The organism is Candidatus Aminicenantes bacterium (assembly GCA_026393855.1).
Lineage (GTDB): Bacteria > Acidobacteriota > Aminicenantia > Aminicenantales > UBA4085 > UBA4085.
On the sequence record JAPKZJ010000020.1, the window covers coordinates 61,766 to 76,953 of the forward strand.

General features: G+C 62.9%; 13 protein-coding genes. 9 read left to right on the forward strand and 4 right to left on the reverse strand.

The window, feature by feature from the left end; all coding sequences use genetic code 11:
• The first annotated feature begins 40 nt into the window (after window positions 1-40).
• From NTZ26_02750 to NTZ26_02785, 8 genes are all read left to right on the forward strand, one after another.
• Window positions 41-1,405 carry an aldo/keto reductase gene (locus NTZ26_02750; GenBank protein ID MCX6559412.1) on the forward strand — a complete coding sequence of 455 codons (1,365 nt, stop codon included), beginning with the start codon at window positions 41-43 and terminating at the stop codon, window positions 1,403-1,405.
• 242 nt (window positions 1,406-1,647) lie between these two features.
• Window positions 1,648-2,826 (forward strand): hypothetical protein, encoded by a 1,179-nt coding sequence (locus NTZ26_02755; protein ID MCX6559413.1) that lies wholly within the window; start codon window positions 1,648-1,650, stop codon window positions 2,824-2,826.
• A gap of 119 nt (window positions 2,827-2,945) precedes the next feature.
• The gene (locus NTZ26_02760) at window positions 2,946-3,659 is read left to right on the forward strand and encodes an ABC transporter ATP-binding protein (protein ID MCX6559414.1); all 714 of its coding nucleotides are present in this window, start codon (window positions 2,946-2,948) and stop codon (window positions 3,657-3,659) included.
• Window positions 3,656-4,831, forward strand: coding sequence for an ABC transporter permease (locus NTZ26_02765; protein ID MCX6559415.1), 1,176 nt, complete (start codon window positions 3,656-3,658; stop codon window positions 4,829-4,831). Before NTZ26_02760 ends, NTZ26_02765 begins: the two co-directional genes overlap by 4 nt.
• On the forward strand, window positions 4,828-6,102 hold the full coding sequence (locus NTZ26_02770; protein ID MCX6559416.1) for an FtsX-like permease family protein: 1,275 nt from the start codon (window positions 4,828-4,830) through the stop codon (window positions 6,100-6,102). Before NTZ26_02765 ends, NTZ26_02770 begins: the two co-directional genes overlap by 4 nt.
• Window positions 6,099-6,845, forward strand: a complete 747-nt coding sequence (locus NTZ26_02775; protein ID MCX6559417.1) for an outer membrane lipoprotein-sorting protein — start codon at window positions 6,099-6,101, stop codon at window positions 6,843-6,845. The genes NTZ26_02770 and NTZ26_02775 overlap by 4 nt, the downstream gene beginning before the upstream one ends.
• A 283-nt stretch (window positions 6,846-7,128) precedes the next feature.
• Entirely contained in the window at window positions 7,129-10,380 is a 3,252-nt protein-coding gene (locus tag NTZ26_02780) for a valine--tRNA ligase (GenBank protein MCX6559418.1), read from the forward strand.
• Between the two features lie 142 nt (window positions 10,381-10,522).
• Entirely contained in the window at window positions 10,523-11,149 is a 627-nt protein-coding gene (locus NTZ26_02785) for a hypothetical protein (GenBank protein MCX6559419.1), read from the forward strand.
• A 14-nt stretch (window positions 11,150-11,163) separates the two neighbouring features.
• Here NTZ26_02785 and NTZ26_02790 read toward each other — a convergent pair whose 3' ends face one another.
• From NTZ26_02790 to NTZ26_02805, 4 genes are all read right to left on the reverse strand, one after another.
• On the reverse strand, window positions 11,164-11,670 hold the full coding sequence (locus tag NTZ26_02790; protein ID MCX6559420.1) for a hypothetical protein: 507 nt from the start codon (window positions 11,668-11,670) through the stop codon (window positions 11,164-11,166).
• Between the two features lie 88 nt (window positions 11,671-11,758).
• On the reverse strand, window positions 11,759-12,943 hold the full coding sequence (locus tag NTZ26_02795) for a 6-bladed beta-propeller (GenBank protein MCX6559421.1): 1,185 nt from the start codon (window positions 12,941-12,943) through the stop codon (window positions 11,759-11,761).
• Between the two features lie 12 nt (window positions 12,944-12,955).
• The gene (locus NTZ26_02800) at window positions 12,956-13,579 is read right to left on the reverse strand and encodes a nucleotidyl transferase AbiEii/AbiGii toxin family protein (GenBank protein MCX6559422.1); all 624 of its coding nucleotides are present in this window, start codon (window positions 13,577-13,579) and stop codon (window positions 12,956-12,958) included.
• Window positions 13,572-13,841, reverse strand: coding sequence for a hypothetical protein (locus tag NTZ26_02805; protein ID MCX6559423.1), 270 nt, complete (start codon window positions 13,839-13,841; stop codon window positions 13,572-13,574). Before NTZ26_02805 ends, NTZ26_02800 begins: the two co-directional genes overlap by 8 nt.
• Window positions 13,842-13,972: 131 nt before the next feature.
• On the opposite strand from NTZ26_02805, the gene NTZ26_02810 reads away from it, so the two are divergent.
• Entirely contained in the window at window positions 13,973-15,082 is a 1,110-nt protein-coding gene (locus NTZ26_02810; GenBank protein MCX6559424.1) for a hypothetical protein, read from the forward strand.
• Window positions 15,083-15,188 lie beyond the last annotated feature (106 nt).

Sequence of the window (15,188 nt, forward strand, 5' to 3'; positions counted from 1 at the left end):
CGTATCTGATATTGTTTGTCTCATATTCAAGGAGAACTGCATGACCCGCTTCGCCGCTAAAAGCCCGAATCCCCGCTCGTCGCTGACCCGCCGCGGCTTCCTCGGCACCGCGCTCGGCGCGGTCCCCGCCGCCGCCCTGCTCGGGCAGGACGCCCGCCCGCAGGCGCCCGCGCAAGCCGCCGCCCCGTCCCGGATCAAGGAGTACCGGACTCTCGGCCGGACGGGTTTCAAGGTCTCGGACATCGCCTTCGGGGCCGGGCCTCTCAACAACGCCAACGTCCTGGCCGCGGCCCTCGACCGCGGCATGAACTACATCGACACGGCCGAGCACTATGTCAACGGCAATTCCGAGCGGGCCATCGGCCAGGCCCTCAAGGGCCGTGACCGGTCGAAAGTCTTCCTGACCACCAAGCTCAACATGGTCTACGACAAGCGCATTGACAAGGCCGCCCTCCGCGACCGCTTCATGAAATGCCTGGAGCGGCTGGGGACGGACTACGCCGACTGCCTGATGATCCACCTCTGCCCGCTGGCCCTGGTCAAGCACGAGCCTTACCACGAGCTGATCAAGGAGCTCAAGGCCGAAGGCAAGGCTCGCTTCTCCGGCCTCTCCAGCCACGGCGCGGATTATTCCTTGAGCGGCCGCATCGACGACCCTGTCGAGACCGTCATCATGGCCGCGGCCGAGGACGGGCGCTTCGACGTCGTCCTCTGCACGTACAACTACCTCAAGGACGAAGCCGGCGACCGGATGCTCAAGGCCTGCGCCGCCAAGAACATGGGCGTGACGCTGATGAAGATGAACCCGGCCCTGACCAACGCCGAGGAGGCCGAGATGCTGACCCGGCAGCGGGAGCGGTACAAATCCCAAGGCAAAGACCTGCCCGAGGCGCTGGTCAAGCTGGCCCAGGTCAGCGCCGAGCGAACGGCGGCCACTGAGGCCTTCCTCAAGAAACACGGGCTGGCCGGCCCCGAGCAGTCCCGCGACGCCGCCCTGCGCTACTGCCTGAACCGGCCCGAGGTCCACTGCGTCTGCCCCAGCATCAACAGCTTCGAACAGCTGGACTCGTACATCGCCATCTCCGGGACCAAGTTCGAGGCCCGCGAGGCCGAGATGCTGGCCGACTGCCGCGAGACGCTCGGCGGCACCACCTGCCGGATCGGCTGCGGCGAGTGCCAGCCCGCCTGCCCCAACGGCGTCCCGGTGGCGGCGATCATGCGCTACGACTACTACTTCCGGATCGTGCAGAGGGAAAAGGCGGCCATGACGGATTACGCGGCCCTGGCGGGCGTCGACGCGGCGGCGTGTGCGGCATGCACCGGCCCCTGCGAGGCCGCCTGCCCGCACGGCGTTCCGATCCAGGGCAAGCTCGTCCTGGCCCACGAACGCCTGACCCTGCCGTAAAGTGATCTCTTGTCGTCCCGAGGAGCGCCGAAGGCGTGACGTGGGGACCTCTCTTAAGAAGGATGAGGTTGCCACGTCGCCGCTATGCGGCTCCTCGCAATGACGGATTGATGCAGAGCGTCTCTCTTGCCACGTCCCTGCTCCGGCAGGTCCTCGCAACGACAATCACTCAGCCTGGGACTCGCAATGACACTTTGTCACATGTATCATATGGAGGTTATTCGGATTCAGGACGAATCACGATGCCTAGAAATCACTCCCGCCCGCGGGATGAGCGGCACTGCAAACGCAGCTTCCTTGTCGCTTGCCTCTCGCTCTCCGCACTTTGCGGGGCCGCAGCCGGGCAGAATCTCGATTTCCGCGGCCAGCTCTCGTTCTGGCTGGCCGGCCACGACCGCCCGGCCTCCGAGGGCGCGGCGGGGCTTCGCTACATCCCCTCGTTCTCATTGAAAAAGGACCTCGGCCGCGGCTCGAGTCTGGATGCGGAAGTCTCGCTCAATACCTATGTTTCGCTGCAGGGTCCCACGTTTGCTTCCGCGGCGGGAAACGCCGGCCTCAAGCCCTATCGGGTCTGGGCCCGCTTCTCGACGGCCCGCTTCGAGGCCCGGATCGGTCTGCAGAAGATCAACTTCGGCTCGGCGCTTCTCCTGCGTCCGCTCATGTGGTTCGACCGCATCGACCCCAACGATCCCCTCCAGCTTACGGACGGCGTCTATGGCCTGCTTCTGAAATACACTTTCAGCGGCGAGGCCAACGTCTGGCTGTGGGGCCTCACCGGCAACGACGAAACCAAGGGCTGGGAAGCGGTTCCTACTCGCCGCGGGCAACCCGAATTCGGCGGTCGGGTCCAGGTCCCGCTCGGGCCCGGCGAGGCGGCCGTCTCGTACCACCACCGCCGGATGGACAGCGCCCGCAGCCCCCTGACTCTGCCCGCGGGCGAAGCCGACGTCGTGCCCGAGGACCGCATCGCCCTGGACGGCAAGTTGGACCTCGGCGTCGGGCTGTGGTTCGAGGCCGTCTGGACGCGCCAGGCTTGGACTGTGGCGCCCTGGAAATCCCAGCGGGCGCTCAACTTAGGGGCGGACTTCACCTTCGGGCTGGGCAACGGCCTGCACGTCATGGCCGAGCATCTGGCGGTGGATTTCGGAGCCGAGATCGAGGGGGCCAGCGCTCGCCGCAGCCTGACCGCGTTCACGGCCGATTACCCCCTGAGCCTTCTCGACCGCCTGCGGGCCGTCGTCTTTCGCGACTGGACCTCGGGCGACTGGTACCGGATTCTTACCTGGCAAAGAACCTACGACCGCTGGAGCTTCTACGCCATCGGCTTCTGGAACCCCGCGAGCTACCGCATCCCTTCAGCCGGCCGGCAATCCGAGCTCTTCGCCGGCCGCGGCTTCCAAATCATGATCGTTTACAATTAACCCATTCGACTCCCCGGGCTAAAAGCCCGGGGTATATACTGGGTAATACTGAGCGGCGCTCTCGCCCGGCTTGAAAATCGGGCTTAGCGCCGCGAACGTATCACTGACACGAGGTGGACATGGATAACCGCGCGCTGATGCGAACGACGAACCTGACCAAGATCTATCCGATGGGCGGGCAGTCCATCACCGCCCTCGACGACGTCAACCTGACCTTCGCCAAAGGCGAGTTCGCCGGCCTGATCGGGCCCAGCGGCTCGGGCAAGACGACCCTGCTCAACATCCTGGGCTCCCTCGACGCGCCCACCAGCGGCAGCGCCGAGGTGATGGGCGAGAAGATCGAGACGCTGTCCCATCGCAAGGCGGCCGAGCTTCGCAATCACCATATCGGATTTATCTTCCAGACCTTCAACCTCCTGCCCGTTTACACGGTCTACGAGAACGTGGAGTTCCCGCTGCTTCTGCTGGGCATGGCCCCGGCCGCCCGCCGGAAAGCCGTGCTCGACGCCCTGGCCTGGGTCCATCTCGACGACCGGGCCCGCTCCCGCCCGGCCCAGCTCTCGGGCGGCCAATGCCAGCGCGTGGCCATCGCCCGCGCGGTCGTCAAGAAGCCGGCCCTCGTCCTGGCCGACGAGCCGACCGCCAACCTGGACGCCCAGAACTCCCACCACATCCTCGACACAATGGCCGACATCAACCGCGACCTGGGCACGACCTTCCTCTTTTCGACCCACGACGACAAGGTCATCGCCCATCTGCGGCGCAAGATCACCCTGATCGACGGCCGGGTGGCTAAGGACGAGCCGGGGCCGGCCGCGGAGAGACGGCCATGATCATCCCCAAGCTGGCTCTGCGCAACTTGATGGGCGCCGGGATCAAGACTTGGCTCAACGCCGCCGTCCTGTCGATGGCCTTCGTGGCCATCATCGCCGCCCAGGGCCTGTACGACGGGTTCGATGCCGACGTCTCGCGGACCATGATCATGGCCGAGTACGGCGGCGGGCAATACTGGGTCGGCGGGTTCGATCCCTTCGACCCATTCACCCTGCAAGACTCCCACGCCCAGGTCCCGCCCGCCCTCGGCGGGCTGATCAAGGGCGGCCGGGCGACACCGCTGCTCTTCACCCAGGGCACGATCTACCCCAACGGCCGCCTCCGCTCGGTGACGCTGAAGGGCATCGACCCCGCCCAAAAGGCGCTGGCGATTCCCTCCGCATCGCTTGGCGCAAGCGGCGTCGAGCTGCCCGCCCTCATCGGGACCCGGATGGCCGAGGCGGCTGGACTGGCCAAGGGCGACACCGTGACCCTGCGCTGGCGCGACGCCCGCGGCATGTACGACGCCCGCGACATCACCATCGTCGAAGTCATGAAGACCAGCGCCCAGACAATCGACGAAGGCCAGATTTGGATGCCGCTCGAAACCCTGCGCCGGATGGCGGGCATGCCCGGCGAGGCCACCCTCGTGACATTGGCCCGTGACGCCGCCGCGCCCGGAACCGTCCCCGGCTGGGACTATAAAAGCCTCGACTTCCTCCTCAAGGACCTGCGCGACCTGATCAAGGCCAAAAGCGTCGGATCCTCGATCTTCTATCTCATCCTGATGTTCCTGGCCATGCTGGCCATCTTCGACACCCAGCTTCTGTCCATCTGGAAGCGGCGCCGCGAGATCGGAACGATGATGGCCCTGGGCATCACCCGCGGGCGCGTCGTGGCCCTCTTCACCTTCGAGGGCGGGCTCAACGGCGTCTTCGCCGTCCTGCTGGGGGCAGCGTGGGGCATTCCCCTGCTGTCCTATTTCGCCTCGCACGGTATGCGGTTCTCCGCCAAGCAGGCCGACAGCTTCGGCATGGCCATCGGCACCGGGATTTACCCTCTCTACGGAGCGGGACTGGTCCTCAGCACGACCGTGCTCGTCTTTGTGGTCACGGTCATCGTCAGCTACCTGCCGGCCCGCAAGATTAGCCACCTCAAGGCGACCGACGCCCTGCGCGGGAGGATGTCATGATTCGGTTCCTGATCAAGGGCGTCCTGCGCGACCGGTCCCGCAGCCTGTTCCCCATGCTCATCGTCACGGCCGGGGTCTTTCTGACCGTCGCGACGTATTGCTACGTCAAAGGGGCCGAGATCAACATGGTCAGAAGCAGCGCCAACCTGCGGCACGGCCACGTCAAGGTCATGACCGCGGCTTATGCGGCCGAGGCCGACCAGGTTCCCAACGACGCCGCCCTGACCGGGGTCACAGCCTTGACCACCGAGCTCAAGGCTCTGGCACCCGAGATGGACTGGGTCGCGCGCATCGAGTTCGGAGGCCTGCTGGACGTACCCGACGCCAAGGGCGAGACCAAGGTCCAGGCGCCAGCGGCCGGGATCGCCGTCGACCTGCGGACGCCGGGCAGCCCCGAGCGAGCGCTCCTCGGCCTGGACCGGATCATCGTCCGCGGACGTCAGCCCCAGGCGGCTGATGAGATCCTGCTCGGCGACGTTCTGGCCCGGCGGTTGGGGCTCGAGCCGGGAGGCCGGGTCACCCTGATCGGCTCGACCATGCACGGGGCCATGAGCATGACCAACTTCGTCGTCGCGGGGACGATCCGCTTCGGGATGCGGGCCATGGATCAGACCGGCCTCATCGCCGATCTGACCGATATCCGCAAGGCCCTGGACATGGAGGACGCGGCGGGCGAAGTCCTGGGGCTCTTCCGCAGCGGGATCTTCAATCCGGCCCGGACAGAGGCGCTGACCCTAGCCTTCAACGCCCGGCCGGCGGATCCGAACGACGCCTTCCGCCCGGTCATGCAGCCTTTGCAGCGGCAGCCGGGACTGGACTACATGTTCCAGGTACTGGGCTCGGTCGGGCTCATCATCATCCTGGTCTTTCTGCTGGCCATGTCGCTCGTCCAGTGGAACGCCGGCCTCATCGGCACCCTGCGCCGCTACGGCGAGTTCGGCCTGCGCCTGGCCCTGGGCGAGAGCAAAGGGCGCGCCTATCGTTCGCTTCTGGCGGAGGCCGTGGTCATCGGCATCTTGGGATCGATAATCGGCACGGCTCTCGGCCTGGCCCTGTCGTATTATCTCCAGGTTCACGGCCTCGACGTCAGCGGGATGATGAAAAACCTGAGCTTCCTGATGGACCCGGTCCTGCGATCCAAGATCACGCCGTTCGCCTACATCATCGGCTTCATCCCGGGCCTGCTGGCCTCGGTCATCGGGACGGCCATCGCCGGCCGGGCGGTCTACCGGCGGCAGACGGCCTCGTTGTTCAAGGAGCTGGAGTCATGAAAAAAGCGGTTCTCGGGATAATCCTCTTGTGCGTAGCCGCCGCCGGCCTGGCCCAGGCTCAGGCCCCCTCGGCCGAGACGATTCTCGACCGGGTCGACCGCAACGCCGTCCCCGGGACCAAGATCATCGTCGCGGAGATGACCATCCACGGCCGCCGCGACAGCCGGACCATCAAGTCCAAGTCCTGGATCCAGGGCGAGGAGAAAGCCTTCACCGAGTACCTCGATCCCCCGCGCGAGCGGGGCATAAAGATGCTCAAGCTGGGCGACCAGCTCTGGACCTATTCGCCCGACACGGACCGGACGATCGCTATCTCGGGCCACATGCTCCGCCAATCGGTGATGGGCTCGGACCTGTCCTACGAGGACATGCTGGAGGACCGCAAGCTGCGCCAAGCCTACGAATCGCGTGTGGCGGGCGAGGAGGTCCTCGGCGACCGGCCGTGCTGGATTCTGGAGCTCACGGCCAAAGCGGGCGACGCGGCCTACGCCTCGCGCAAGGCCTGGATCGACAAGGAGCGGTATGTCGCGCTCAAAGAAGAGCGCTACGCCAAGAGCGGCAAGCTGCTTAAAACCTTAGAGGTCAAGAGCGTCGTCCGCAAGGGCGATCGCTGGATCCAGGATCGGATCGTCTTCCGCGACGTCCTCAAGTCGGGCTCGGGGACGGAGATGGCCATCCTCTCGATCGAAATGGACGCGCCCATCCCGGAGACTGTTTTTTCCAAAGCTTCTTTACGGAAGTAGTGGCCTATTTCAGCCCTCGCAACGATAGAGGCCTCCCCCTGTCGTCCCGAGCCCTCGCCTTTGGTGAGGGCGTGGGGACCTAGAACAGGTTGCCGCATCCGACGCTGCGTCGTCCTCGCAATGACGGATTGATGCCGAACATCTTCTTTGCCACGCCAAAGGCTCGCAACGACAAAGCCTACACACACCGCTCTGCGGCGGCTGGATTTAGCCGCCCGTTCTTGTGACTTCGGGCCTGCTATGGTAAATATAATGGCCTATTTAGCCCTCTAAGGACACATCCATGGCGGACGAAATTCCGAAAATCTACGAGCCCGGGCTTTACGAAAAGAAGACCTACGAACGCTGGATGGCGGCCGACGCTTTCGCCGCGATCCCAGACGGACGGGCCGAGCGCTACGTCATCATGATGCCCCTGCCCAACATCACCGGCGCCCTACACATGGGCCACGCCATGGACAACGTCATGCAGGACCTGCTGACCCGCTGGCACCGGATGATGGGCGACAACACCCTATGGATGCCCGGCACGGACCACGCTGGGATCGGCACCCAGGCCATCATCGAAAAGCGCATGTTCGAGCTCGAGGGCAAGACCCGCCACGATGTCGGCCGGGAAGGGCTGATCGCCAAGATCCAGGCCTGGAAGGACGAATACCGGGCTCGCATCATCCGCCAGCAGCAGGCCATGGGCTGTTCCTGCGATTGGGGCCGCCAGCGCTTCACCATGGACGCCGTCTGCGCCCGGGCCGTCCGAGAAGCCTTCTTCCGGCTGTTCCGCGACGGCCTCATCTACCGCGGCGACCGCATGGTCAACTGGGACTGTCAGCTCCAGACCGCCGTCTCGGACGACGAGATCGTGCACGAGAAGGTCCAGGGCCACTTCTGGCACATCAAGTACCCAATCATCGACCCCAAGGCGGGCGAACCCGAGTTCGTGGTCGTGGCCACCACCCGACCCGAGACGATGCTGGGCGACACAGCCGTGGCCGTTCATCCCGACCCGGTGGGCGAACTCAACCGCCAGGCCGCCGACCTTCGCGGCCGCATCGAAACCGCCTCCAAGAAGGACCGGACCGATCTGGAAAAGTCGCTGGAAAGGCTTGAAGAACGGCGCCGCGACGTCCTGCCGCATCTTCTCAAGCTTCGCGACATGGCCGCCGACAGCCGCCAAGTGCTTCTGCCGCTTCTAGACCGGCCCATCCCGCTTATCCGGGACGAATGGGCCGACCCTGCCCTCGGCACGGGCTGCGTCAAGATCACGCCGGCCCACGACCCCAACGACTATGCGGTCTGGAGCCGCCATAAAGGGGCCATCGCCATCCTCAACATCCTGAATCCCGACGGCACGCTCAACGCTGTGGCGGGACCCTACGCCGGCGTCGACCGCTTCGAAGCCCGCAAGCGGGTCGTGCGCGACCTCAAGGCCAAAGCCTTGCTCGAGTCGGTGGAGGACCGCGAGATCGAGATCGGCCATTCGGACCGATCCAAGACGCCGATCGAGCCGTTCATCAGCAAGCAGTGGTTCGTCCGCATGGCCGACATCGACGGGGGCATCGTCTGCGGCCGGGGCACGAAAAAGGAATTCCAGGCCGCGGGCCTGGCCCAGGCCGCCATCGAGGCCTCGCTCCCGGGCTACGAATCGCCCTCTGGCCGGCGGCTGGCCTTCGCTCCGGACGACGCCCGCTATGGCGGCACCTTCCGCTCCTGGCTGTCGGAAAAGCGCGATTGGTGCATCAGCCGCCAGCTCTGGTGGGGTCACCGCATCCCGATCTGGAACGGCGTCTGGACGGGCGCCGAAATCGGCGGCATCGCCGCCCGCCTTCCCCAGCCCGACCCTGACGCCTTCTGGGCCTGGATCGCGGACGACGCCGGCAACACGTACGCCGTCGGCGCCGCGGCCAAGCTCTCGGCCGCAACCCGCTACACGATTCTCGTCTGTATGCGCAACGAGGCGGCCGAGGCGAAATACGCCGCCGCGCTCGAAGCGGCGGGCATGGTCCAGGACCCCGACGTCCTGGACACCTGGTTCAGCTCGGCCCTTTGGCCCATGAGCACGCTGGGCTGGCCCGACCCGGCCACGGCCGCCCTCGACCCCGGTCAACGATCGCTGGTCGCCTCCGATCCCGGCCTCGAGGACGCCCTGGCTTATTACTACCCGGGCTCCTGCCTCGTCACCGCCCGCGACATCATCACCCTGTGGGTGGCCCGGATGATGATCATGGGCCTTTACCTGCAGGGCGACGTCCCGTTCACCGCGAGCTTCATCCACGCCAACATCCAGGACGGCAAGGGCGAGCGGATGAGCAAGAGCAAGGGCAACGGCATCGACCCCGAGGACATCATCGAGAAGTACGGCACCGACGCCATGCGCTACGTCCTCTGCGACATGCAGACCGGGACGCAGGACATTCGCCTGCCGGTGCAGGCCGTCTCGCCCTACAACGGCGAACTGGTGGACCTGGCCACGGCCAAGCACGGCCGCTCTATCTTCACTTACATCGACCCCAAGACGGGCAAAGAGTTCGACGTCCTCGGCACGATGAAGGACATCCCACCGGCCAAGATCATCTCCGAGCGGTTCGACATCGGGCGGGCCTTCTGCACCAAGCTGTGGAACGCGGCCCGGTTCATGTTCGGCAACCTGGGCGAACACGCCTTCGCGCCCGTCACGGCCGATCGGCTGGCGCCTGAGGATCGCTGGATTCTGTCGCGCTTATCAAAGGTCATTCGCGCCGTCACGGAGGCGCTGGAAGCCTACAATCCGTCGGCGGCCGTGGGCGCGGCCCGCGACTTCTTCTGGGGCGACCTCTGCGACTGGTATCTCGAAATCATCAAGCCGCGCCTGCGGGACGAGGGCCAGGCCCCCGTCGCCCAGTCGGTCTTGGCCTTGGCCTTCGATCAAGTGTTGCGGCTATTCCATCCTTTCGTCCCGTTCATCACCGAAGTGCTCTGGGAGCGGCTCAACGCCCAGTGCCCCGTGCGCGGGCTCCTGCAGCCGATGCGGACCTCCGAGCTCCTGATTACCGCCGCCTGGCCCGCGCCGCGGCCGAATTGGGAGGACGAGGCGGTCGAGGCGGATTTCGCCGTCGCCGTGGGTGTCGTCCGGGCCGTCCGCGACATGCGGGCCCGACACGGCCTGTCGCCCAGCCAGAAGCTGGCCGCGACTATCAAGTCCGCCGGAACCGAAGCCGAGGCCCTGGCGCGCCTCGAGACCCTGGTCGTCCACATGGCCAATCTCGAGTCGCTGCATATCGCCGCCGATCCCGCACGGCCGGCTTTATCCGTCGTGCAGGTCGTGGGCGGAATGGAGATCTATGTTCCCGGGCTGATCGATCCGGCCAAGGAACGGGCCAAATTGGAGGCCCAGCGGGCCAAGCTGGCCGAGGACCTGCGCAAGACCGAGGCCAAGCTGGGCAACGAGGGCTTCATCGCCCGCGCCCCGGCCGACGTGGTCGAGAAGGAGCGCCAAAAGCTGGCCGAGATGCGGTCCCAGATCGGGTCCATCGAAGCCAACCTGAAAACGCTGGGCTGAGCCGGGGCCATGGGCAACGAAATATTTTCAATATATACGCAACGATTTTGCCCTTATCTCCGTCTAACAATAAGACTGAGAGGCGGAGTCCGCTCCAAGCGGATCGGCGATTGAAGAAACCGGATCGACAGAGGAGGCGCTCATGCCCGATAAGCTCCAGATCCTCCACGGATTGACGTCGCTGACCAGCCGATTCTCGGCCTTGGCGGCCCTCTGGCATATCGCTCTCTTCCTCCTGATGGCCGTCTGGATTTGGCGAAGGCCGTCGACCCGGTTCATGCTCGGATTTCTGGGCCTGATGCTGGCTTCGGTCGGCGCCCTGGCTTGGACGGCGCGCAATCCGTTCAACGGGATCGTTTTCCTGGCCTTGGCCGCCGCGTTCGTCTATCAAGCCGCGAAAGCGAACCGGCCTTCGGAAACGGCAAGCGGGGTTTTCTTCCTCATCACCGGCTCGGCCATGATCCTCTTCGGACTGTTCTATCCGCACTTCGTCCGGACCGAGACGTGGCTGACCTATCTGGCCTACGCTCCGGTCGGGCTGATTCCCTGCCCGACCCTGTCGCTCGTTACGGGGTTCTTCATATTGCAGCGCGGCTTCGGATCGAAAGCCCTGACTTTGATCGTGATAGCGGCCGGCTTCTTTTACGCGATCTTCGGGATCGCCAAGCTCGGCGTCACGCTCGACGCGGGCCTTTTGGCGGGCGCCGCCGTCCTGCTGGCCCAGCTTCTTGCGAACAAGAAACCGAAGGCCGCCGCGTCGGCGGAATAAACGCCCGCGCCGCGTCAGTCGAACATCTTCAGGTCTTTGACCACCTTGAAGAAATCCGCGTCCAGAAGCTTGGTCCAGTCGGTTTCCTCGATCATCTTCCGGTCGACGAGGAAGTGCAGGCGGGGCTTCCACAGCTCGGCGCCGAGGTCGGCGACGGAGACGTCGAAGACGACCTGGTCGATCATCTTGACCTTGGCGTAAAGATCCCTGATCTTGGGGGCGATGTGGGGCCCGAAAGCCTTGTCGAAGTTTAGTTGTTTGAGCATGAAATAATGATAACTGACCGTCACGGCGTCCTGCCCGATTTGAATGTCGGCTGCGCCGGACTTTTCCGCGTCGGCCTTGCCCAGAACCTCATACAAGGGATCCGCCGTCATCATAGTGGCTTCCGGCGCCGGCTTGGCCGTCGCGGGGGCGGGAGCAGCGGGCTCCTTCTTGGCGCAGGCGGCGACAACGAGCAGGACGGCCGCTATAAGAACGACCGAAAGGATCAAAGAATTTTTGAGACGCAGTTTGCTCATTTTATGATTCCTCCTATCGACATACCGAACTATATAGGCCCTGGGCGCCACTTTGTCAAACGCCGCGGGAGCCCATCAACGGACCGGTTCAGCGCCAGATCATCGAAGAAACGACGACTTCCTTGAAGCCGTCGGGCTTTTCGCGGACGCAATAGCAGCGGCCGTTCTTGAGGACGACGTCGAAGGGGATCGCCTCTCCCATGTATCGGATCAGATCCTGATATCCGAGCCCCGCCCGCAGGATCCGAACGCCTTCGGGAGAGAAGACATCGCAGAGATTGGCGCCAGATGTGGGATCTTTCTCAAAGCTCGCGGCGAAAAGATGGCCCTTTTCATCGGCCAGAATCGATTGATAGGGAGGGAAAGTGCTCATTCCTTCGATAAAGCGCCGAAACTCCTGCGTCCCGGGGTTTTGGGGAATCCGATCCAAAAGGGATTTCTTGTAGTCAGCGGGAACGGCCTGGGAAGGGAAAGCCGCCCGAACGATGCGCCGCATTTTTCCATCCAGATCGAAGAAGGCGATATCCCGCCCCTCGGCGCCCCAATTCACATAGAATGACGAAGGCGAGGCCCCGACGATCGGAACGATCGCTAGGATTTGTTGGCCGGGCTTGATCGAGGCCGGGATTTCGAACTTCCGGATCTCCTTGACCGGCTTGAAATCCGCGCCGTAGAGCCCCAGGCCGGTTTCCCGTATCGGCTGGCCGTCTTCGGGCATCTTATAATGACGTGCGACGTAATTGCCGTTCGCCAGGGGCACAAATTGGTAAGGCCGGTTCAGCAGATCGTAAGTGATCTTGTCTTCGCGAAGGAGCCGCCCGTCCCCATCAAAATTGAGGACTCGGTTTGGGGCCTGGCTATGGACGCGAATTTCATCCGCCGGGGAGATCCGGAGGAAACCGGGATATTGAGCCTCGCCGGGCCCCTGCCCCATCCGGCCGAACGATTTCAAGAAGCGGCCCTGTTCGTCGAACTGGTATATGAGCGGCCCCTCGGTCCGCATCGACCGGAATAGATAAAGGCGGCCCTTCGAGTCCGCATCCAGACCCACGATATCCGACAGCCCGGCGGCGGCCAGCGCTTCGTTCTCCAAATCGATCCGGAATTCTTCCTTCAGCGTGAGGGAGTGAGGGCCGTCGGCGGAAGGGAACACGCCCGTCCCGCTGTCCACGACCTCGACGCCGTTTTCGATCGTCCGGATTGGCCCATTAATCTTAGAATGACAAGCCCAAAACAATGCCGCAACCATTAGCACGACGAGGAACCGTTTCATACGTCGCCCCCCCTAAATCCTTTGTTCGCCGACGAGCAAATTCAATTTTTCCTTGATCTCCGGCCAGGAATACTCAACCAGCATTATTGGTTCAGGGTCTGCATCGGCATCGACGAAGTAAATCAAGCTTTTGAGAACATGGACCCCGTTCCCCGGCGAGAACGAATATTTTTTCCGGAAAAGCCTCAACAGCGATTCGAGATCAAATCCCCTATCTCTTAAGATGAAATACAAATCGATGAAATCCCGCTTGCGGCCACGGCCGATTATGGCTTCGACTTTCATGCAGCCGATATCTTCCAAAGACGCCACGGCCAAGCCCGAGAAAGGGCTGGTCTCGCCGAGGAGCGGATAGGGGTAATGGAAAAACCCGGCTTTCGTTCCCAAGAATTCCCCGACCCACGTGCCGGCATCCGTATAATCGGGCTCGCAATCTCCGATCTTTCTCAGCTCGGCCCAAAGATCTTTAGGAGAAAAATCCACAGGGGAAAAAAAGTCGAGATCCTGGGACATCCGATGGCCCAGATGGAGAGCGCACCCGGTTCCGCCGGCGAGATAAAATCCCCGCTTCGCAACCCAAGTGGAGAGTCGATCAACGGCTGTTCTCGTCGCCGGGGCGAGAATGCGGTCAAACATGGGCCGTCCCGGTTAAGCGAAGCTGCCAAAATTTCCGGCTTTTCAGCGACAGAGAGCGGCTCGATTCGAGGATAGCGGCGATATCGTCGCGAGTATAATTTTCAAACAGCCACCGGACGGCCTTCCCATCGCCGAATTCCAGAAGCCGCTCGATGATGTAAACTTTATGGCGCGACAGATCGAGTCCTGCAGGATCGACGTCCCAGAAAAAGCGCTTTAAATCCCCTGGAACCATATTGATATTATACCATAAACGGATCATTCTAAATGACCCTATCTGTTTGATAACAATACTTATTACGCGATCTATGTTGATCTACCCAACAAAACGAATCCGAGCGTCGTATAATAATCGAGGGTTCCTTATAGATCGAAATCAGGGGAGGGAATGCTTTGAGAAAAACCGCGATTTTCACCTTTGCCGTTTGCCTGTTGGGTTGGTCGGCATCGTTAGTTGGGTACACGCCCGAAAAGATCCAAACGATCAAGATCGTCCCCGACCCTGCCTTCGGGCAAGGCGTCGCCTGGGATACGATCTTCAACCAAAGCCTCGACAAATCCCTGGCTTTCCTGCCGGACGGGGGCTTCTACCGCGGCAGCAATCAGGAAGGGAAGATCTACAAATTCGACGCGGCGGGGAAGATCGTCAAGAGCTTCGGCCGCAAGGGGCAAGGGCCTGGGGATCTCCTGGGCGTCTCCGCTCTTGATATCTTGGACGGGAAATTTCTAGTCGTCTTTGAGGGCGCGCGATTTATCAGTCTCTTCGACCTAGCCGGAACATTCATCAAAAAACTCCCGCTCAATGGGGCCATCTATGCCATGATGGCCCTCCGCAATGGCAAGGTCGCCCTGGTGAGGGAGCTGGCCGCCGGCCCCGATCCAAAATGGTTCAAAGGCCGCTACAGCGTTTTGTCGCTCGACATCGAATCAGGCACGGAAAAAGAGCTCGCCTCCTTCGACTATGCCGTACCCAGGGGCGAGTTTTTCATCCGCATCACTCAGTTTGACCGCTCCCCCCGGCTGGCCAAGACCACCCCGGACACGCTCGCTATGGCTTTCCCTTCCTCACCGGAGATCCTCCTCTACTCGCTCGACGGCGAAAAGAAGGGCTCTTTCAAGCTGGATATCGAACCGGTCAAGTTCACCTGGGACATCTTGTCTTATGTCATGGACTTGGATCATGACGCCCAAGGCCTCAAAATCATGACTCTCAACAAAAGCAAAGTCGCCCTCCCCGAAAATCTGCCCTATCACCTGGGGATCGCGGGCGATTCGGAAGGTCGCATCGCCGTCTTCGAAAATGGGTTTGCGCAGAAGACGCATGACGTATCGTTCCGTCTCTATGCGCAGGACGGAAAGCTGCTCTCGGTCAACAAGATCGATCCGGGCGCTTACGACATCGTCCAACCCCAACGGTTTCAGAACGGCTGCGCCTACTCTTGGTTGGCGAAGAAAGACGGCGACGGGAGCTTCGTCTTCGGACGCTGGAAAACCGGGCTTTGATCCGGCCGAAGGCCGTTTAGCGGATGTTCGAACGAGCTTGAATTCAACCGGCCTATCGATCAAGATACGGCCGTGCTTCTTCCATCTACCCTGATCGCCGTCCTGG